19 protein-coding genes are annotated in these 18,783 nt (G+C 65.2%); 14 read left to right on the forward strand and 5 right to left on the reverse strand.

The annotated features are described in order from the left end of the window. The first annotated feature begins 35 nt into the window (after positions 1 to 35). The 4 genes from F3H41_RS07745 (at position 36) to F3H41_RS07760 (ending at position 3,840) form a co-directional block, all read left to right on the forward strand. Complete coding sequence (locus F3H41_RS07745; protein ID WP_149737975.1) at positions 36 to 824, forward strand: rhomboid family intramembrane serine protease; 789 nt, start codon at positions 36 to 38, stop codon at positions 822 to 824. A 292-nt stretch (positions 825 to 1,116) separates the two neighbouring features. Further along, positions 1,117 to 1,869: an electron transfer flavoprotein subunit beta/FixA family protein gene (locus F3H41_RS07750; RefSeq protein ID WP_149737976.1), complete on the forward strand. Its 753-nt coding sequence runs from the start codon at positions 1,117 to 1,119 to the stop codon at positions 1,867 to 1,869. Positions 1,870 to 1,896: 27 nt separating this feature from the next. Further along, positions 1,897 to 2,826, forward strand: a complete 930-nt coding sequence (locus F3H41_RS07755) for an electron transfer flavoprotein subunit alpha/FixB family protein (protein ID WP_149737977.1) — start codon at positions 1,897 to 1,899, stop codon at positions 2,824 to 2,826. A 141-nt stretch (positions 2,827 to 2,967) separates the two neighbouring features. Continuing rightward, positions 2,968 to 3,840, forward strand: coding sequence for a 3-hydroxybutyryl-CoA dehydrogenase (locus tag F3H41_RS07760; protein ID WP_149737978.1), 873 nt, complete (start codon positions 2,968 to 2,970; stop codon positions 3,838 to 3,840). Between the two features lie 191 nt (positions 3,841 to 4,031). On the opposite strand, the gene F3H41_RS07765 is transcribed toward F3H41_RS07760, so the two are convergent. After that, a complete protein-coding gene (locus F3H41_RS07765) occupies positions 4,032 to 4,682 on the reverse strand; it encodes a TlpA disulfide reductase family protein (RefSeq protein WP_149738269.1) in 651 nt (216 codons plus the stop codon). A gap of 78 nt (positions 4,683 to 4,760) precedes the next feature. On the opposite strand from F3H41_RS07765, the gene argH reads away from it, so the two are divergent. From argH to F3H41_RS07790, 5 genes are all read left to right on the forward strand, one after another. Then, positions 4,761 to 6,164: an argininosuccinate lyase gene (gene argH / locus F3H41_RS07770; protein WP_149737979.1), complete on the forward strand. Its 1,404-nt coding sequence runs from the start codon at positions 4,761 to 4,763 to the stop codon at positions 6,162 to 6,164. Positions 6,165 to 6,271: 107 nt separating this feature from the next. Next, positions 6,272 to 6,463, forward strand: coding sequence for a hypothetical protein (locus tag F3H41_RS07775; protein WP_149737980.1), 192 nt, complete (start codon positions 6,272 to 6,274; stop codon positions 6,461 to 6,463). Between the two features lie 70 nt (positions 6,464 to 6,533). Next, the gene (gene lysA / locus F3H41_RS07780) at positions 6,534 to 7,802 is read left to right on the forward strand and encodes a diaminopimelate decarboxylase (RefSeq protein ID WP_149737981.1); all 1,269 of its coding nucleotides are present in this window, start codon (positions 6,534 to 6,536) and stop codon (positions 7,800 to 7,802) included. A gap of 139 nt (positions 7,803 to 7,941) precedes the next feature. After that, on the forward strand, positions 7,942 to 8,211 hold the full coding sequence (locus tag F3H41_RS07785) for a PepSY domain-containing protein (protein WP_244616102.1): 270 nt from the start codon (positions 7,942 to 7,944) through the stop codon (positions 8,209 to 8,211). A gap of 176 nt (positions 8,212 to 8,387) precedes the next feature. Next, positions 8,388 to 11,072: a TIGR02302 family protein gene (locus F3H41_RS07790; RefSeq protein WP_149737982.1), complete on the forward strand. Its 2,685-nt coding sequence runs from the start codon at positions 8,388 to 8,390 to the stop codon at positions 11,070 to 11,072. A 292-nt stretch (positions 11,073 to 11,364) separates the two neighbouring features. On the opposite strand, the gene F3H41_RS07795 is transcribed toward F3H41_RS07790, so the two are convergent. The 3 genes from F3H41_RS07795 to F3H41_RS07805 all read right to left on the reverse strand — a co-directional run bounded on the left by F3H41_RS07795 (position 11,365) and on the right by F3H41_RS07805 (position 13,203). Beyond that, a complete protein-coding gene (locus tag F3H41_RS07795) occupies positions 11,365 to 11,724 on the reverse strand; it encodes a response regulator (RefSeq protein ID WP_149737983.1) in 360 nt (119 codons plus the stop codon). 210 nt (positions 11,725 to 11,934) lie between these two features. Then, positions 11,935 to 12,477 carry a hypoxanthine phosphoribosyltransferase gene (hpt, locus tag F3H41_RS07800; RefSeq protein WP_149737984.1) on the reverse strand — a complete coding sequence of 181 codons (543 nt, stop codon included), beginning with the start codon at positions 12,475 to 12,477 and terminating at the stop codon, positions 11,935 to 11,937. A gap of 39 nt (positions 12,478 to 12,516) precedes the next feature. Next, positions 12,517 to 13,203 carry a hypothetical protein gene (locus F3H41_RS07805; RefSeq protein ID WP_149737985.1) on the reverse strand — a complete coding sequence of 229 codons (687 nt, stop codon included), beginning with the start codon at positions 13,201 to 13,203 and terminating at the stop codon, positions 12,517 to 12,519. A 221-nt stretch (positions 13,204 to 13,424) separates the two neighbouring features. On the opposite strand from F3H41_RS07805, the gene ftsE reads away from it, so the two are divergent. The 4 genes from ftsE (at position 13,425) to F3H41_RS07825 (ending at position 16,928) form a co-directional block, all read left to right on the forward strand. Continuing rightward, positions 13,425 to 14,084, forward strand: a complete 660-nt coding sequence (ftsE, locus tag F3H41_RS07810; protein ID WP_188129391.1) for a cell division ATP-binding protein FtsE — start codon at positions 13,425 to 13,427, stop codon at positions 14,082 to 14,084. Beyond that, entirely contained in the window at positions 14,077 to 15,087 is a 1,011-nt protein-coding gene (locus tag F3H41_RS07815; RefSeq protein WP_149737987.1) for an ABC transporter permease, read from the forward strand. Before ftsE ends, F3H41_RS07815 begins: the two co-directional genes overlap by 8 nt. 157 nt (positions 15,088 to 15,244) lie before the next feature. Beyond that, on the forward strand, positions 15,245 to 15,934 hold the full coding sequence (locus F3H41_RS07820) for a YdcF family protein (RefSeq protein ID WP_149737988.1): 690 nt from the start codon (positions 15,245 to 15,247) through the stop codon (positions 15,932 to 15,934). A 175-nt stretch (positions 15,935 to 16,109) separates the two neighbouring features. After that, on the forward strand, positions 16,110 to 16,928 hold the full coding sequence (locus F3H41_RS07825; RefSeq protein WP_149737989.1) for a 1-acyl-sn-glycerol-3-phosphate acyltransferase: 819 nt from the start codon (positions 16,110 to 16,112) through the stop codon (positions 16,926 to 16,928). A gap of 16 nt (positions 16,929 to 16,944) precedes the next feature. Here F3H41_RS07825 and F3H41_RS07830 read toward each other — a convergent pair whose 3' ends face one another. After that, positions 16,945 to 17,493: a gamma-glutamylcyclotransferase gene (locus tag F3H41_RS07830; RefSeq protein ID WP_149738271.1), complete on the reverse strand. Its 549-nt coding sequence runs from the start codon at positions 17,491 to 17,493 to the stop codon at positions 16,945 to 16,947. A 262-nt stretch (positions 17,494 to 17,755) separates the two neighbouring features. On the opposite strand from F3H41_RS07830, the gene F3H41_RS07835 reads away from it, so the two are divergent. Beyond that, complete coding sequence (locus F3H41_RS07835) at positions 17,756 to 18,763, forward strand: DUF2125 domain-containing protein (RefSeq protein WP_149737990.1); 1,008 nt, start codon at positions 17,756 to 17,758, stop codon at positions 18,761 to 18,763. Positions 18,764 to 18,783 lie beyond the last annotated feature (20 nt).

Here is an 18,783-nt window from a genome sequence, read left to right on the forward strand (position 1 = left end):
CGCATGGAGGCGGAGCAGACGGGCCCGGAGGACGGATGTTCATACCCCTGCACGATGCCAACGATCTGAAGCATATCGACCGGCAATATGTGACGATCATCCTGATCGTCATCAACGTGCTGATCTGGCTGGTGACGGGGCCGATGGCGAGCGATCAGACCGCGGAAGCCGCCGTTCTCGGCCTTGGCTACATCCCTGCCGTGGCCTTCCAGTATGCCGACCTCGACCCCGCCTTCGTTCTCGTGCCGGAACAGGCAACCTACCTGACCTACGCCTTCCTGCACGGCGATTTCTGGCATCTGGCCGGCAACATGCTGTTCCTCTGGGTCTTCGGCGACAATATCGAGGATGCGTTGGGGCATCTGCGCTTCCTCGTCTTCTACCTCGCCTGCGCCGCCGCCGGCGCCCTTGCCCATGGCCTTGTGAACACGGGATCGGAAGCGCCGCTGATCGGTGCGTCCGGCGCCGTCTCCGGCGTCGTTGCCGCCTATCTGATGCTGCATCCCAGGGTGCGCGTCTGGGTGCTGGTGCTGATGCGCATTCCGCTGCCGCTGCCGGCCGCCATTCCGCTGGTGCTCTGGGTGGGCCAGCAATTCCTCATGCTGGCGGTCGACACGGAAGGCACGACCTCCTGGGGCGCCCATGTCGGCGGTATCCTCGCCGGCCTCGTGCTGGTGGTCTTTTTGCGACGTCCGGGCGTACCGCTCTTTGATCGCACGCTGGTCACCCCGCGCGCCGTGCATCCCCGCTCCGTCCCCGTGGTCAGCGCGACGGCCCCGCAGCCCGGCGCGGACGGTCCCGGCCCCTGGGGCAAGCCCCGCTGAGCACCTGGACCGCGCGAAACCGCGGCAAACGCTGGCTTCGACGAACCGTGCAGCGGCAGTGCACCGAAGACGATCCGCCGTACACTTCCCGTCACCGGCATGTCGCCCGGCCCCTTGATCCCGTCAATATTTACGTGTACGTAAACGTCGCTCAATTCTGTGGGAGGAAGCCGCAGGGCCACGGGCAAAGATTGAATTTGGACAAAAATCGCGTATCGATGTCGCCAATCGACAATCGGCCAAACGGCCGAAGATGCATTTTGCGCGCAACGTGTTCTCAGGAAGGGTTCCCATGAAAATCCTCGTCACAGTCAAGCGAGTGGTGGACTACAACGTCAAGATCCGCGTCAAGCCGGATGGCTCGGGCGTTGAGCTTGCCAACGTCAAGATGTCGATGAACCCCTTCGACGAAATCTCCGTCGAGGAGGCGCTGCGCCTCAAGGAAGCCGGCAAGGCGAGCGAAGTGGTTGTCGTCTCGATCGGTCCGGCCAAGGCCGAGGAAACGTTGCGCACCGCGCTCGCCATGGGCGCCGACCGCGCCATCCTCGTTGAAACCGAAGATGCCGTCGAGCCGCTCGCCGTCGCCAAGATCGTCAAGGGCGTCGTCGAAGCCGAACAACCCGGCCTCGTCATCGTCGGCAAGCAGGCGATCGACGACGATTCGAACCAGACCGGCCAGATGCTCGCCGCCCTGCTCGGCTGGGCCCAGGGCACCTTCGCCTCCAAGGTCGAGATCGTCGATGAGAGCAAGGCCAATGTGACGCGCGAAGTCGATGGCGGTCTGCAGACCATCGAAGTCAAGCTTCCGGCGATCGTGACGACGGACCTTCGCCTTAACGAGCCGCGCTATGCCTCGCTGCCGAACATCATGAAGGCCAAGAAGAAGCCGCTCGACAAGAAGAGCCCGGCCGACTTCGGCGTCGATACCGCCCCGCGCCTCAAGGTCCTCAAGACCGAGGAACCGGCAGGCCGCAAGGCCGGCATCAAGGTGAAGACCGTTGCCGAGCTGGTCGAAAAGCTCAAGACCGAAGCCGGCGTACTCTGATCAGCCAGACAAAGGGAGACTAAGACCATGGCCATTCTTCTTCTGGCTGACCACGACAACAAGACGCTTTCCGACCAGACCGCCAAGACGCTGACGGCTGCCACCCAGATCGGCGGCGATGTCCACGTCCTCGTCGCCGGTGCCGGCGCCTCCGCCGTTGCCGAGGAGGCTGCCAAGCTCTCGGGCGTGTCGAAGGTGCTCGTCGCCGATGACGCGGCGCTCGGCCACAGCCTTGCCGAACCGCTCGCCGCCCTGATCGTCTCGCTCGCCGGCTCCTACGACGTCATCCTCGCCGCCGCGACCTCGGTCGGCAAGAACGTCATGCCGCGTGTTGCCGCCCTGCTCGACGTCGCGCAGGTCTCCGAGATCATCGAAGTCGTCTCGGCCGATACGTTCAAGCGCCCGATCTATGCCGGCAACGCCATCCAGACGGTGCAGTCGAGCGAGGCCAAGAAGGTCATCACCGTGCGCACGGCCTCCTTCGCCGCCGCCGCGGCCGGTGGCTCGGCTGCCGTCGAGACCATCTCGGCTGCCGCGAACCCGGGCGTTTCCGCCCATGTGGCCGACGCCCTCTCCTCCTCGGACCGTCCGGAACTGACCTCGGCGAAGATCATCGTCTCCGGTGGCCGCGCCCTTGGCTCGTCCGACAAGTTCAAGGAAGTCATCCTGCCCGTCGCCGACAAGCTCGGCGCTGCCGTCGGTGCCTCGCGCGCCGCGGTCGATGCCGGCTACGCGCCGAACGACTGGCAGGTCGGCCAGACCGGCAAGGTCGTGGCACCGCAGCTCTACATCGCCTGCGGCATTTCCGGTGCCATCCAGCACCTCGCCGGCATGAAGGATTCGAAGGTCATCGTCGCCATCAACAAGGACGAGGAAGCCCCGATCTTCCAGGTCGCCGACTACGGCCTCGTCGGCGACATCTTCGATGTCCTGCCGGAACTCGAAAAAGCGCTCTGAGACGAATGGCCGCAGGGGCGAATCCGCTGGAAAAACATCCCCCATCGCTTTAACAATCAGACCGGGCCGTTCCCCAAGGACGGCCCGGTTTTTCGTTTCGGATGCCGGAGCGCCCGGCCGATCACAATGGAAGCGGGATCGATGATCAAGAACGTCGGAATTATCGGTGCAGGCCAGATGGGATGCGGCATCGCCCACGTCTCGGCCTCAGCCGGCTACAACGTCCACATCTACGATATCTCCGCCGAGCGGATAGAGGCCGGCCTCGCCACGATCAACGGCCAGCTCGCCCGCCAGGTCTCGTCCGGCAAGATGACCGACGAGGACCGCAAGCGCGCCCTGTCCCACATCAAGGGCTCCGCAGACGCCCATGACCTCTCCTCCATGGACCTCGTCATCGAGGCCGCCACGGAAGACGAGCAGGTCAAGCGCAAGATCTACGGCCAGATCTGCCCGGTGCTGAAGCCGGAGGCGCTTCTGGCAACCAACACGTCCTCGCTCTCCATCACCCGCCTTGCCTCCGCCACCGACCGCCCGGAACGCTTCATGGGCATCCATTTCATGAACCCCGTGCCGGTCATGAAGCTCGTGGAACTCGTGCGCGGCATCGCCACCGAGGAATCGACCTTCGCGACCGCCCGCGCCTTCGTCTCCTCGCTCGACAAGACCATCACGGTCGCCGAAGACTTCCCCGCCTTCATCGTCAACCGCATCCTGCTGCCGATGATCAACGAGGCGATCTACACGCTCTATGAAGGCGTCGGCTCGGTCGAAGCCATCGACACCGCCATGAAACTCGGCGCAAACCACCCGATGGGCCCGCTGCAACTCGCCGACTTCATCGGCCTCGACACCTGCCTCTCCATCATGCAGGTCCTGCACGACGGCCTCGCCGATTCCAAGTACCGCCCCTGTCCGCTGCTGGTGAAATATGTCGAAGCCGGCTGGCTCGGCCGCAAATCCGGCCGCGGCTTCTATGACTATCGCGGGGATGTGCCGATTCCGACGCGGTGATCGTGGCGGCACCCACGCGGTCGTCGGACCGACGAGAGGAAGCCCCCTCATCCGCCCTTACGGGCACCTTCTCCCCGCCGGGGAGAAGGAGGATTTGCCACCGGCATCGCCACAACGGCCTTCTCCCTTCGGGGAGAAGGTGGCGGCAGCCGGATGAGGGGGCCACGCCCCCTCCATTCAACCGCCCTCAATCAGCTTCCCACCGCCGCTTTCACCAGCGCCTTGGCATCCTCGCTGTCCCACACCGCCGGGCCGTTCATGGCGCCGACGAGGCAGCCCTTGCCGTCGATGAGGAGGGTCGCCGGCAGGCCGAAGGCGAGGCCTTCTTTTTTCAGGACGTTGAAGACGCCCATGCTGGCGTCGCGGTAAAGGCCGAGCGCATCGACGCCGGTCTCCGTCAGGAAGGTCTTCGGCTTCTCGTCGTCGCCGACATCGATGTTGATGGCGAGAACCTGGAAACGGTCGGAGCCCTCAGCCTTTTCCAGATTGTTCAGCGCCGGCATTTCTTCGCGGCAGGGCACGCACCAGGTAGCCCAGAGATTGACCAGCAAGGTCTTGCCGGAGAAGTCGGCAAGCGTCATGTCCTTGCCCGTGGCGTCCTTGAAGGTCATGGGCGGCAGGGCGTGCGGCGTATCGACGGCGGTCATGGCCGCAACCTGTCCCTTGAGGAAGGGCTTGATCGCCGCGAGCGTGCCGCTGGCCGCTGCGCAATCGCCCTGAACGGCGGCCGTTTCGGTCCCGGCGCCATTGCCAGCACCCGTTTCCCTGACGTATACGGCAGCCGCACCGGCCACGATGCCCGCAAGGGCGGCGAGCGCAAGATAGCGCATGGGCGGCAGCATCGATTTTCTGTCGTTCAAGTCCTGTTTCTCCAAGGCGGAACCGGGGGCGCGGGCGGCACTTTTGAAGGCGGGTTTCCTATGGCTGATGGTACATCCGAAAATGCTTCCTCCAACCAGATGTGGGGCGGCCGCTTCGCCTCCGGTCCGGATGCGATCATGGAGGAGATAAACGCCTCGATCGGCTTCGACAAGAAGCTCTATGCCCAGGACATCCGCGGCTCCATCGCACATGCGACCATGCTCGCCCATCAAGGCATCATTTCGGCCGAGGACAAAGACAAGATCGTTCACGGGCTGAACACGATCCTGTCGGAGATCGAGGCCGGCGGTTTCGAATTCTCCCGCAAGCTCGAAGACATCCACATGAATGTGGAAGCGCGCCTCGCCACTCTCATCGGCCCGGCCGCCGGCCGGTTGCACACCGCCCGCTCGCGCAATGACCAGGTGGCGCTCGATTTCCGCCTCTGGGTGAAGGAAGAGCTGCAGAAGACGGAAAAGGCGCTCTCGGCGCTTATCGCCGCCTTCCTCGACCGCGCTGAAGAGCACGCCGAAACGGTGATGCCCGGCTTCACCCACCTCCAGACCGCCCAGCCGGTCACCTTCGGCCACCACTGCATGGCCTATGTCGAAATGTTCGGTCGCGACCGCTCGCGGGTGCGCGACGCGATCGTGCGGCTTGACGAATGCCCGATCGGCGCCGCCGCGCTCGCCGGCACCGGCTACCCCATCGACCGCCACATGACCGCTGCAGCCCTCGGCTTCCGCGAGCCCACCCGCAACTCCATCGACACGGTCTCCGACCGCGATTTCGCGCTGGAATTCCTGTCGATCGCCTCCATCGCCGCCACGCACCTGTCGCGGCTTGCCGAAGAGATCGTCATCTGGTCGACGCCGCAATTCGGCTTCATCCGCCTGTCGGACGCCTTCTCCACCGGCTCCTCCATCATGCCGCAGAAGAAGAACCCGGATGCGGCCGAGCTGGTGCGCGCCAAGACCGGCCGGATCAACGGCTCGCTGATCGCGCTCCTGACCGTCATGAAGGGCTTGCCGCTCGCCTATTCCAAGGACATGCAGGAAGACAAGGAACAGGTCTTCGACGCCGCCGAGAGCATCGAACTGGCGATCGCCGCGATGACCGGCATGGTGCGCGACATGACGATCCGCGCAGATCGCATGAAGGCCGCCGCCGGCTCCGGCTATTCGACCGCGACCGACCTTGCCGACTGGCTGGTGCGGGCCGTCGGCCTGCCCTTCCGCGACGCCCACCATGTGACGGGCCGCGCCGTGGCGCTCGCCGAACAGAAGGGCTGCGACCTCTCCGAGCTCTCGCTGACCGAGCTGCAGGCAATCAACCCGGCGATCACCGAAGCGGTCTACGACGTCGTGACGGTGGAAGCCTCCGTGGCAAGCCGCAAGAGCTTCGGCGGCACGGCACCGGTGGAAGTACGCCGGCAGATCGCCTGGTGGCGCGAGCGCGTCTGAGCGCTCCGCCCAAAGCTGGAAACAGGCCCTCTACAAGCGGCGCCAAACCGGCTATGAGAAACGTCAAATGGCTTCCGCGCGGAAGCATCCGGAAGGACGACGGACAGATGAGAGCATTGAAGATCGGGCGTCTGGCGCTTCTCGCCGCGGCACTCGCCGTTGCCGCAAGCGGTTGCGGCCGCAAGGGCGACCTCGACCCGCCCGGCACACCCGCGGACCAGATCAACCGGAACGCATCCAAGGACGACAAGAAGACGGCGCCGGAAGATCGCCCGTTCCTGCTGGATCCGCTGCTCTGATCCCTGGCTGACCGAGACCGCCGGCGCATGAAGCGCCCGTGGGACAACGCATTCAACGAGACCTGATCCCGTGAACCACTTCGACTATCGCGATGGCATTCTCTACGCCGAGGATGTGGCCGTTTCCGACATTGCCCGGGCCGTCGGCACGCCCTTTTACTGCTATTCGACGGCAACGCTTGAGCGCCACTACACGGTGTTTGCGAAGGCCTTCGCCGATGTCGATGCCCTCGTCTGCTATGCGATGAAGGCCAATTCGAACCAGGCCGTGCTGAAGACGCTGGCCGCCCTTGGTGCCGGCGTCGATGTCGTCTCCGAAGGCGAACTGCGCCGCGCCGTTGCGGCCGGCGTTCCGGCCAACCGCATCATGTTCTCCGGCGTCGGCAAGACGGTGCGCGAGCTGGATTATGCCCTCGAGGTCGGCATCTACTGCTTCAACGTCGAAAGCGAGCCGGAGCTGGAAGTGCTCAACGCCCGCGCCGTTCGTCTTGGCAAGCGCGCGCCGGTCTCCTTCCGCATCAATCCCGATGTCGATGCCCGCACCCATGCCAAGATCTCGACGGGCAAGAAGGAAAACAAGTTCGGCATTTCCTACGACCGTGCCCGCCACGTCTATGCCCATGCCGCCACGCTTCCCGGCATCGAAGTCACCGGCATCGACATGCATATCGGCAGCCAGATCACCGAGTTGCAGCCCTTCGACGATGCCTTCCGGCTGCTGCGCGAACTGGTGGACCTGCTGCGCACCGACGGCCACACGATCGAGCACGTCGATATCGGTGGCGGCCTCGGCATTCCCTACAAGGATGACAACAATCCGCCGCCGCTGCCCGATGCCTATGCGGACATCGTCAAGAACCAGCTGCGCGGCCTCAACTGCCGAATCGTCACCGAACCCGGCCGCCTGATCGTCGGCAATGCCGGTATTCTGGTGACAGAAGTCATCTATGTGAAGGATGGCGGCGACAAGACCTTCGTCATCGTCGATGCCGCCATGAACGACCTCATCCGCCCGACGCTCTATGAGGCCTGGCACGAGGTGCGTCCGGTAAAGATCCAGGCCGCCAGCGCGCCGCGCATCCGCGCCGATGTCGTCGGTCCGGTCTGCGAGACCGGCGATTATCTGGCGCTGGACCGCGAAATGGCGACGCCGCGCCCCGGCGACCTGATGGCGATCAGCTCCGCCGGTGCCTATGGCGCCGTTCAGGCCGGCACCTACAACAGCCGCCTTCTCGTGCCGGAGGTTCTGGTCAAGGGCGACCGCTTCCACGTGATACGCCCGCGCCTCACCTATGACGACCTGATCGGCCTCGACAGCGTTCCGGACTGGCTCGCCTGAAGGCCTGGCCCTCCCGAAAGGCACCCCCAATCAAGTGCGCCTTTGCGCTTCATTGCGATCACAAGGGCGTCAACGGGCGGTTGTTCAATCCGAGTGCCTCTCCACTTCCCTCCGGTCATCAATGATCGAAGGACATGACATGAACATGCGAAACGCTCTCGTTCCCACGCTTGCGGCCCTGATGGTCTGCGCGCCCCTCACCGCCGCGCGCGCCGACCGGGATCCCACACCGGACGAACGCGGCAGGATCGAATCGGTGCTCAAAACGGCCGGCTATGTCAGCTGGGGCGACATGGAATGGGACGACGACCGCTGGGAGATCGACGATGCCCGCGACGCAGCCGGCAAGAAGTTCGACCTGAAGCTCGACGACGCCCTGACCATCACCCAGACCGAGCCAGACGACTGAGTCGTCGAGCGCTGATCGCCCCTTGTAGCCTCCCGTCGCGAAATGGGAGGCTGCTTTCCCTTCACATTTGCGTTCGCGCCCTCGTCTTCGCCACAAAGACTGGTATCCTCCTCCAATGAGCGGGTGGCTTTGCCGGACCTGTCCACCGCCTGCCCGACCGACGAGGAAAACGCCGGATGACGACTGCCCCGCCGCCAACCCCTGAAAAGGCCCTGCCGCTGAAGCGCCTGCTGGCCGGCAAGCGACTTGCCGCGCGCGCCGTGCTGCTGGCGGAGGCCGTCGCGCCGAGGCTGCTGCTACCGATTTCGATTCTCCTCCTCTTTGCCGCGACCGCGTGGTTCGGCCTCTTCCGCCTCGCACCTTTCTGGCTGCATGTCGCCACGCTCAGCCTCTTCGTCATCGCTTTCCTCGCCTCACTCGTGCCGCTCGCGCGCCTTCGCCTGGCGGCACCGGAGGCGGCCGATCGTATGCTGGAGGCCCGCAATGGCCTGCGCCATCAGGCGATCCGCATCCAGAACGAAACCGTCTCGACCGGCGGGCCAGCCGCCGACGCGCTGTGGCGGGAGCATCAGGCCCGCATGGCGCGCACCATCGGCACGCTCTCGGCCGGCGCACCACAGCCGGATTTGCCGCGCCACGACCCCTTCGCGCTGCGTGCCGCGCCGGTGCTCATCGCCGCGCTCGCCTTTGCCTATTCCTATTCCAACCGCGCCGGCTTCCTCTCCGACGCCTTTCACCTGCCCGAACCTGCGGTGGTGAAGCCGGACCTGCGCATCGACGCCTGGGTGACCCCGCCCGCCTATACCGGCAAGGCCCCGCTGTTCCTGACCGGCGAACAGGCCGGTCCGACACCCGCGCCCGAAGGACAGGCGCTGCTCACCGTTCCGCAGTTTTCCGAAGCCACCGTTCGCCTGTCCGGCGGCGGCAGCGCGCCCGTCAGCTTCGAACCCGAGGCCGGTGGCCCGGCGATCGCGATTGCCGCCGAGGGCAGCGCTGAAAAAGATGGCGAAGCGGCGGGAACACAGACCCCGACACCCGCGGCCCCGCCCGTGCAGGAGGCGGCGGCAACGCCATCCGCGACCGGTGCACAAACCCATCTCTTCAAGATCGACCAGGCCGGCACGCTTGTCGTCGGCGACGAGCGCTGGCGCTTTGCGATCACGCCGGACACCGCGCCCGACATCGCCTTCGACGGCCAGCCGAAGACGACGGTTGCGGCGGCGCTGGAGATCGGTTTCCTTGGCAAGGACGATTACGGCATCACCGAAGCCTGGGCCGAGATCGTGCCGATCGAGACCCAGGCCGCCAATGCCCGCCCGCTCTATCCCGCGCCGGAATACCGGCTGGACCTGCCGCGCCGCAACACCAAGGACATCAAGGGCCTGACGAGCCGCAACCTCAGCGAACATCCCCTCTCCGGCAAGCCCGTGCGCATCACGCTTGTGGCCAAGGACGCCGCCGGACAGGAAGGCCGCAGCCAGCCGCAGGAGATGATCCTGCCCGCCAAGCGCTTCTTCGAGCCGCTTGCGGGCGCGATTGCCGAGCAACGGCAGATCTTCGCCCTCGACGCAAACAAGGTGCCGCGCGCGCTGGAACTGAACGACGCGCTCGCCATCCGCGCCGACGAGACGATCCCCAACGTCACCCATTTCCTCGCCATGCGCTCGGCGCGCAACCGGCTGGCGCTTGCCTATAATGACGACATGCTGCGCGAGGCCGCCGACTATTTCTGGGAGGTGGCGCTCGGCATCGAGGACGGTAATCTCTCGCTCGCCGAACGGCGCCTGCGCGATGCGCAGCAGGCCCTGCAGGATGCACTTCAGAACAATGCCTCGGACGCGGAGATCGCGCGCCTGATGCAGGAGTTGCGCGAGGCCATGCAGGAGTTCATGCAGGCGCTGGCGGAACAGGCCGCGAAGAACCCGCAGAGCGCGATGAACAATCCGCAGATGAACAACATGCTGCGCCAGCAGGACCTGGAGCGCATGATGGACCAGATCGAGAATCTCGCCCGCTCCGGCGCGCGTGATCAGGCCCAGCAGATGCTCTCCGAACTGCAGCGCATGATGAACAATCTGCAGGCCGGCCGACCCCAGCAGGGGCAGCAGGGCGAACAGAACAACGCCATGCGCGAGCAGATGGACAAGCTCGGCCGCCTCATGCAGGAACAGCAGCGCCTGATGGACGAAACCTTCCGCATGGATCAGGCCCTGCGGGACCGCCAGCAGCGCGGCGATCCGCTGGAGGGCGAGAATGAGGAGCTCTTCGGCCAGGAACCGCCAGATCCGCAGCCGGGTGACAATGGCCAGCAACAGCAGGGTGAGAACGGCGAGCAGCAGAACCCGCTCGACAACATGACGGCCGAACAGCTGCGAGAGGCCTTGAAGCAGCTGCGCGCGCAGCAGGAAGGCCTCGGCAAGCAGCTCGGCGAGTTGCAGAAGAGTCTGGAAGGCATGGGCATGCAACCCGGCGAAGGCTTCGGCAAGGCGCAGAGCGAAATGGGCAGCGCGGCCGATGCGCTGGGTCGCAGCCGCGGCGAACAGGCCCTCGGCAGCCAGGGCCGCGCCATGGAAGCGCTGCGCCAGGGCGCGCAGGATATGATGAACCAGATGCAGGCCCAGCAGGGGCAAGGTCAGGGCCAGGGCCAGGGCATGCCGCAAATGGGCCGCAACGGCCGTGACCCGCTCGGCCGCGAGCCGCAGGGCCGCGGTCCGGATTTCGGCGAGCAGGTCAAGGTTCCTGACGAGATCGACACCCAGCGCGCCCGCGAAATCCTCGAGGAAATCCGCCGCAAGCTCGGCGACAACGCCTCACCGGAACTGGAGCGGCAGTATCTGGAACGGTTGCTGGATATTCGGTGAGGTGCGGGTGAATGCCGCCGCGGCTCGCGAGCGTTCCATCATCGCACGCCTCGGCCGCGCACGAGGCGGCAGGATTGCGAAAGCGCTCCCGTCACCCACCGTCATCCTCGGGCTTGACCCGAGGATCCACAGCCACGGGCGCAGCGGGCGGCATGGATGCTCGGGTCAAGCCCGAGCATGACGAGGACCGAGGCGCCCATTGGGGAATAAAACCCGTGAGTTTTGGCCGGAGCCGAAAATCTCGCCGAAAACGCCACCTTGCGACAGACCGCAATCCATCGCTTGACGCCACTCAGGCCGCCAGCGCCACGGCCACCGCCTTGCGGATATCCGGCAGGCTGAACGGCTTGTCCACCACGTCGATGATGCGCGTGGCGAGGTTTTCGCAGCGTTCGCGCTGGTCGGCGTAGCCGGTCATCAGCAGGATCTTCATGCCGGGCCGCGTGTCGGATGCCTTCCAGGCGAGTTCGATGCCATCCATGGCCGGCATGCGGATATCGGACAGCAGGAGATCGAAGGTTTCGGCGGTCACGCGCTCCAGGCCCTCAAGCCCGTCCGCAGCTTCCACCACCTCGTGTCCATCCAGCTTCAGGGCGCGCGCAACAAAGGAACGCAGCGCATCCTCATCTTCGGCGATCAGAATTCTGGCCATCATGGTCTCCATGTCTTGAAGGCTGACCTCGGGCCGGGCGCTTCCGGCATCATGCCGCAAAACCTCCGACCGGGGCTGCTCTTGCCGGCAGCAAAGCCCAGCGCACAGGATCGTGCCGCCCTAAAACATCACCGAAACCTTGTCGTTCGGTAAAGGAGACGGGGTGACATCCAGCGGAACAAGAAGGAGAGGAAGACGTGACGGCAGGCCTCAGGCGTCGCCCGTCACCACGCCCACGAAAGGCAATTCGCGGAAGGCATAGGCGACATCCATGCCGTAGCCGACGACGAAATGGTCGGGGCATTCAAAGCCGACGTAATCCGCCACGAGGTCCACCTGGCGCTTTTCGGTCTTGTCGAGCAGCACGGCGATCGTGACGTTGCGGGCGCCGCGCTCATACATGAGTTCCTTGGCAAAACGCAGCGTGCGGCCCGATTCGAGGATATCGTCGATCAGCAGCACGTCGCGGTCCTTCACGTCGCTGTCGATGTCCTTGATGATCTTGACGCCGCGCGAGACCGTGCCCGTGCCGTAGCTGGAGAGCGTGATGAACTCGACCTCCGGTGCAAGGCCGGCATGATGCAGGGCACGGATGAGATCGGCCGCGAAGATGAAGGAGCCCTTCAGCACCGAGATCACCAGGAGGTCTTCCGTCGGTCCGCGCATGATGTCCTGGGCCAGCGACAGATTGCGCTCGGCAATCACTTCAGCCGTGAACAGGGGTTCGATATTTTTTCCGCGGACGACGGGCATCGGCTCACTCCGGTTTCAAAGCGGTGCGATTAGCACGGTTCACCGGGCCGCAACACCCTGCCCCGCAACGGAAAGGGCAAGGTCAGACACTTTTCCACCTGCATGTGGCAAGCGTGCCGAAAAGCGCTGCGCTGCCCCCGGCGCGATCATCCCATCGCCCGGCGGCACGTCGCCAAGAACCACCCTGCGCCCGGCCGAGATCATCTCCACCCGGACACCGGGAACGGCGAGCGGCTGTGTGGTGGTATTCTCGATCGACCCGTAGACGGACAAGACCTTCAGCCCGCCGCGATCTTCGATCATATGGCCATGGCTGATGATGGTCAGCGGCGCGCGCTGGACCGGCGCCGTCGCGACGGGCCCTGCCGCTGTTGCGAGCGCCAGCGTGAAGGTCCCTGCCCCGCACAGCGCGACGACCGTCGTGAACATCCAGCCGGAAAGGCTCCGCAGCCTGCCTTCCGCGCGCAGCACGGCTTCACTCGCCGCGCCATGGCCGGCAGTTCCCGCCGGCCGCGCGCCCAGCGCATCGGCGGCGCGGGCATTGTCATTGCCGACTGCAAAGGCGGGGCGGCGTTGGGACGGCGCTTCAACGATCGTTTCGAAACTGACATCGACGACATCCATCGAACGCGCCCTTGGCCCGGAACGGGCAGAGCGCGGGGTCTGGTCCGGCGGAAGGAGTTCGGCACGGGGAAAGGTCTGGCGGCGGTCGCGGAAGCTTTGCATGGCACTCTCCCCGCCCGCAATGCCGGCGCAAGGAAACGCAGCGCATGATGCGGGCATTGAAACCAATCTTTCCAAGACGTAAACGGAATTGGTTAATGCTTTGCAAACCCGCCTTCAAAGCGGCCGGATTTGCTGGAAGAAGATGAGTTTGGTCCCGGCGGGGCCCCGCGGCCCGGAAGGGCATGACACGAAGCTGCCGGCACGAAGTCTGGAACGAGGCGTTGATACAATTTGAAAATGTCGGGCTGCGCTATGGCATGGGGCCGGAGATTCTCCGCGACCTCACCTTTTCCATTCCCGGTCGCTCCTTCCAGTTTTTGACCGGCCCGTCCGGCGCCGGCAAGACCACGCTGCTCAAGCTGCTTTTCCTGTCGCTGAAGCCGACGCGTGGCCTGATCCGCATGTTCGACCGCAACATCTCCTCCATCCCGAATGACGAACTGCCCATGCTGCGCCGGCGCGTCGGCATCGTCTTCCAGGATTTCCGCCTGCTCGAACATCTCACCACCTATGAGAACGTGGCGCTGCCGCTGCGCGTGCGCGGCAAGGACGAGGCGACCTACCGTTCCGACGTCATCGAACTCCTGAAATGGGTCGGGCTCGGCGAGCGAATCAATGTGCTGCCGCCGGTCCTCTCCGGCGGGGAAAAGCAGCGCGCGGCCATTGCCCGCGCCCTGATCGACCAGCCCGAAATCCTGCTGGCGGACGAGCCGACCGGCAATGTCGACCCGCCCATGGCGCGCCGCCTGCTGAATCTCTTTCTGGAACTGAACCGTCTCGGCACCGCCGTCGTTATCGCCACCCACGATTTTTCCCTGATGGATCAGGTGGATGCGCGCCGTCTCATCCTCTCCGAAGGGCGGCTCGACATTTATGAGTGAGCACAGGCAAGCCGACACCCGCCCCGGCGCGCCGGCCGAGCGTCGCATCGAGATGAAGGTGCGTCCGACCGGACCGATCGTGCCCTCCACCAATGTCTCCGGCAAGGCGCTGATGGCGGTCATCGCCATCATGTCCTTCCTCGCCTGCCTGACGCTTGGCGCCGTCGGCATGGTGCGCGCGACCGCCCAGAGCTGGCAGAGCCAGATTTCCCGCGAAGTCACCATCCAGATCAAGCCGGCCGAGGGACTCGACATGGAAAAGGCGCTGGCCGACGCGCGCGATCTGGCGCTGACCTTCAGCGGCGCGCTCACCGGCACGATCATGGACCGCGATTCGACCGCGCGCCTCCTCGAGCCCTGGCTCGGCGAAGGCCTCGATATCAGCGAATTGCCGGTGCCGCGCCTTGTCATCATCACCATTGACGAAAACAATCCGCCCGACTTCAACGCCATGCGCACGGCGCTGAAGGAAACCATTCCGCAATCCTTCCTCGACGACCACCGCACCTGGGTGGATCGGCTGGTGGCCATGGCCAACACCACGGCGCTCATCGGCACCGGCGTGCTGGTGCTCGTCTGCTCGGCCATGGTGCTGACCGTGATCTTCGCCACGCGCGGCGCGCTCTCGGGCAACCGGCATATCGTTGAAGTGCTGCATTTCGTCGGGGCGGAGGCAAGCTTCGTGGCAGCCGAGTTCCAGAAGCATTTCCTGAAGATCAGCCTGAAGGGCGCCGGTGCCGGCGGGCTTGCCGCGGCGCTCGCCTTCATCGGCGCCAGCTACTGGCAATCCTCGCGCCTTGCTACGCCCGAAAGCGACCAGACCAATGCGCTCTTCGGCTCCTTCACCATCGGCTGGACAGGCTATGCCGGCATCTTCGCCATCATGCTCGTCATTGCCCTTCTGACCACCGTGACGGCACGCATCACCGTGATGCGCACCATCCGCGAGATCGACCAGATCCGCTCTGACCCGGCCCGCACCGATGGGCTGCCGCCCGCATGACGCCGGTGGCGCGCCGTGTCATGGAACTGGCAAATAGGCAAGGAATAATGGGTTGGCATCCATCCCGCCGTCGCCGCAATGTCGGGCTAGATGCGAATCGGCCTTCGAGGCGCCCGCGGGCGGGCTCCCGAAACGATCACACATTTGGGTGATGCGGATGGACAGGGACAGGGGTTCAAGCGAGGGAACGGGAGGAACGCGCCGCCGGCGTGGGCCACTGCGCCGTTTCGTGCGCTTCGCCTTCTATGCTCTCCTGATCACCGCCGCCATCTTCCTCGCCGGCTTCCTCTACTTTGCCGATGTCGTCGCCTCGCTGCAGCCGCCGGACCGGCCGAAGGCGGATGCGATCGTGGTACTGACCGGCGGCTTCCAGCGTATCGACCAGGCTGTCGAACTGCTGAAAGCCGGAGCCGGTGAGCGACTGTTGATCTCCGGCGTCAACCCTTCCACCAGCGGCAGCCAGATCCGCCGCAATACGCAGACCCCGCGTGACCTCTTCGAATGCTGCGTCGATATCGGCCGGCAGGCGATCGACACGATCGGCAACGCCAACGAGACGGCCCAGTGGGCACGCGGCAAGGGCTATCTTCGCGTGCTTGTCGTGACCAACAACTACCACATGCCGCGCAGCCTGCTGGAACTGCGCCGCGCCGCGCCGGACATCGAGTTCATCGCCTTCCCCGTCGTCAATTCCGACCTCAAGACCAGCAACTGGCTGAGCAATCCGATGGCGCTGCGCACGATCCTGCTCGAATACATCAAGACGATGGCTGCGAGCCTGCGCGATGCGCTCGGCGCCGGACGCTCCAGCGGCCTCAGGGCCGATCTCGGCGGCACGGGCAGCTAACGACTGAGGCCGCCACGAAATCTGCTCGCCACGGGCGCGGCAAGCGAACCGCACCAAATCCGGGTTAGCGCGGCAGCGGAAGCGCGCATGGAGTTTTCGCCGCGCCGATAATCGTGTAGGCAGCGATGCCAAGACCATCCGCCCGGCCCGGCCGCCTTCTGACGAAAGCCCCCTGATGATCCGCCTGCGTTCGATCGCCTTCAACACGCTCTTCTACATGAACCTGATCATCCGCATGATCGTGTTGACCCCGATCTACTTCCTCGTGCCGCGCAAGACCGCCTGGTTCGTGCCGAAAGGCTGGGCCCGCTCCAACAACTGGCTCTTCAAGACCGTCGTTGGCACCACCTTCGAAATCGAGGGGCTGGAGAATATTCCGAAGGACGGCAACTACATCTTTTCCCCCAAGCACCAGTCCTTCTGGGATGTCTATGCCCTGCTGCCCTGGCTGTCGGACCCGTTCTACATCCTCAAGCGCGAACTAATGTGGATCCCGCTCTTCGGCCAGTACGTCATGAAGCAGCGCATGGTGCCGGTAAACCGTGCCGCGCGCGGGAGGGAAATGGCCGCCGTCATGGCCCGTGCCCGCCAGGAGATGGCCTCGGGTCGCCAGCTCATCATCTATCCCGAAGGCACCCGCAAGCAGCCGGGCGCGGCGCCGGACTACAAATACGGGATCGCCCGCCTCTACCGGGACCTCCAGTCCCCCGTCGTCCCCGTCGTCATGCACCCCGGCCTTTTCTGGCCGCGCCGCTCGACGATGCGCTATCCCGGCCACTTCAAGGTGCGCATCCTGCCGCCGATCCCGCCGGGGCTCGATCCGGACGTGTTCTTCGCGCAGTTGATCGAAACCATGGAGCGCGAAAGCGACCGGCTGCTGCTGGAGACGGTGGATGCCAATCCGCATGTGCCGCTGCCGCCCGTCACGGCCGAGCGCGTGCGCACCTTGCGCGCCCTGCAGGCCGAGGGCGCCATGAGCCAGGCGAGCGCCTGAACCGGCCGTCGCCCCATCAGCCGGACGGGCCGGCGATCTGCCGGGCTCGCGCCGCGACGTCTTCCAGCCAGCGATCGCGAATGCCCATCTCGCGCATATGGCTGACGGTGTTCAAGACATAGTCGATGTTCGGTCCGGAGCGGCCGACGGCGCTAGCCACCACATGCGCCGCCTCTTCCACCGCCAGCGCCCCCGCATACTGCACATGCGCGCGGTCGATGACGTAGGAAAGTGCCGACACACGACGCCTGTCCGCCAGCACGACGCTCAGCTGGCGTTCCTTGTAGACATGCGTTACGAGTTCGCGCTCGCGCAGATAGGCCACCACCGCCTCGCGATTATCCGGCGCAATGCGGAAGGCGGCGCCAAGGCAGGAGCCGCCATGATCGAGCCCCAGCACGAGGCCGGGCGAGGCTTCCGTGCCGCGATGCACCCAGGAGCGCACGCACAGCGCCCGGCGATAGCCATGGGACCGGGCGAGCTGCCGCTCCTCATAGGGGAAACCGGGGTTCCACATCAGCGAGCCGTAGCCAAAGACCCAAAATTCGTCCATATCCGGCACCACATGTCGATCCGGCACCGTTGGCCTGCCTTGCCGCCCCGTTCGGGGAAGCGATGCAGCCCCGCAGCGCCGGGATTGAAGGGACACCTGCCCCTCCAGTTCTTCCATCCACCTCTTCTACTGCAAAAGCGCGGCGGCCGGAACGACGGACTGCACGAAAATGCCAGAAGATTGAACGCGTTACACCCTGCACGGTCGCAGCCGGAAACGAACCCGGCCAAAACCCCGCATCGACCGCCCTGACGGTCGCCCGCCCGGAGTCCGCATGTCCCTCTCCACACAGCCAAGCTCCCCTTCCGTCAGCCGCAAGATGGCCCGCCTTGCGATCGGCATTCTCATCTTCATCGCGCTCTATACGGGTCTGTGGTTCTACGCGGCCCGCCAGGCGGAGAGCTACGTGACACGGCTCCTCGCCGTCCCCGGCGTCGATGGCCTCTCGGGGGAATGCGCCGGCCTTGATGTGTCCGGTTATCCCTTCCGCATCGGCCTCTTTTGCGACAGCGTGAAGCTCGACGATGTCAGCATCGGCGCCTCCTTCACCTCGGGCGCCCTGCGCAGCGCATCACAGATCTACAATCCCGGCCACGCCGTCATCGAGCTTGATTCGCCCGCCGAATTCCGCATGACACCGGATCTGGCGGCCGCCGCTACCTGGGACACGCTGCGGGCCAGCCTGCGCGCGGGCTTGAGCGGCCTTTCCCGCTTCTCCAGCGTCAGCGACAATCTTGCCGTCAATTTGAGCCTGCTGTCGATCGGCGAGACAGGCCGGCTGACGGCCCGCCACGGCGAACTCCATGCCCGCCAGAACGGCACCGCACTGGATGTGGCCGCGAGCCTCGAAAACCCTGTTCTAACCATCGGCGGCCAGCCGCTCGCGGCAAGCGCCGTTGCCGTCGACATGACGCTCGCCGACAAGGCCGGGCTGATGGACTATGACATGCGCCTGCCAGGTGGCGCTGACACCGATGCCGGCACGCTGAACCGCGTCTCCATCGACCTTGGAAACGGCATGACCGGCGATCTCTCAGGTCCCTTCACCATCGATGCCGACGGGCTCGTCTCCGGCGACTTCACCCTCGCCATGACCAACCTCGAGGGATGGCGCCAGGCGCTCGGCGCCCTGCTGCCGGAGGACCGCGACACCGTCGACAACATCGTCAATGCCATCACCGCCCTCTCCGGCCAGAACGACCGTGCCAGCGTGAAGCTGACCGCACGCAAGGGGACGGTGTTCCTGACGCTGATCCCGCTGTTTGTGATTCCGCCGCTGTGAAGCGTCGGGCCTGAATTGGT

It is taken from the genome of Rhizobium sp. RU20A (assembly GCF_900155885.1).
Lineage (GTDB): Bacteria > Pseudomonadota > Alphaproteobacteria > Rhizobiales > Rhizobiaceae > RU20A.

Bases quoted from the DNA above. Each gene is read 5' to 3' on its own strand.
- F3H41_RS07795 (WP_149737983.1), bottom strand. From the start codon at position 11,724: ATGGCCAGAATTCTGATCGCCGAAGATGAGGATGCGCTGCGTTCCTTT.
- F3H41_RS07760 (WP_149737978.1), top strand. From the start codon at position 2,968: ATGATCAAGAACGTCGGAATTATCGGTGCAGGCCAGATGGGATGCGGC.
- F3H41_RS07825 (WP_149737989.1), top strand. From the start codon at position 16,110: ATGATCCGCCTGCGTTCGATCGCCTTCAACACGCTCTTCTACATGAAC.
- argH (WP_149737979.1), top strand. From the start codon at position 4,761: ATGGCTGATGGTACATCCGAAAATGCTTCCTCCAACCAGATGTGGGGC.
- F3H41_RS07835 (WP_149737990.1), top strand. From the start codon at position 17,756: ATGTCCCTCTCCACACAGCCAAGCTCCCCTTCCGTCAGCCGCAAGATG.
- F3H41_RS07775 (WP_149737980.1), top strand. From the start codon at position 6,272: ATGAGAGCATTGAAGATCGGGCGTCTGGCGCTTCTCGCCGCGGCACTC.
- F3H41_RS07785 (WP_244616102.1), top strand. From the start codon at position 7,942: ATGAACATGCGAAACGCTCTCGTTCCCACGCTTGCGGCCCTGATGGTC.
- F3H41_RS07805 (WP_149737985.1), bottom strand. From the start codon at position 13,203: ATGCAAAGCTTCCGCGACCGCCGCCAGACCTTTCCCCGTGCCGAACTC.
- F3H41_RS07755 (WP_149737977.1), top strand. From the start codon at position 1,897: ATGGCCATTCTTCTTCTGGCTGACCACGACAACAAGACGCTTTCCGAC.
- F3H41_RS07745 (WP_149737975.1), top strand. From the start codon at position 36: ATGTTCATACCCCTGCACGATGCCAACGATCTGAAGCATATCGACCGG.
- F3H41_RS07765 (WP_149738269.1), bottom strand. From the start codon at position 4,682: ATGCTGCCGCCCATGCGCTATCTTGCGCTCGCCGCCCTTGCGGGCATC.
- F3H41_RS07815 (WP_149737987.1), top strand. From the start codon at position 14,077: ATGAGTGAGCACAGGCAAGCCGACACCCGCCCCGGCGCGCCGGCCGAG.
- F3H41_RS07820 (WP_149737988.1), top strand. From the start codon at position 15,245: ATGGACAGGGACAGGGGTTCAAGCGAGGGAACGGGAGGAACGCGCCGC.
- F3H41_RS07750 (WP_149737976.1), top strand. From the start codon at position 1,117: ATGAAAATCCTCGTCACAGTCAAGCGAGTGGTGGACTACAACGTCAAG.
- F3H41_RS07790 (WP_149737982.1), top strand. From the start codon at position 8,388: ATGACGACTGCCCCGCCGCCAACCCCTGAAAAGGCCCTGCCGCTGAAG.
- hpt (WP_149737984.1), bottom strand. From the start codon at position 12,477: ATGCCCGTCGTCCGCGGAAAAAATATCGAACCCCTGTTCACGGCTGAA.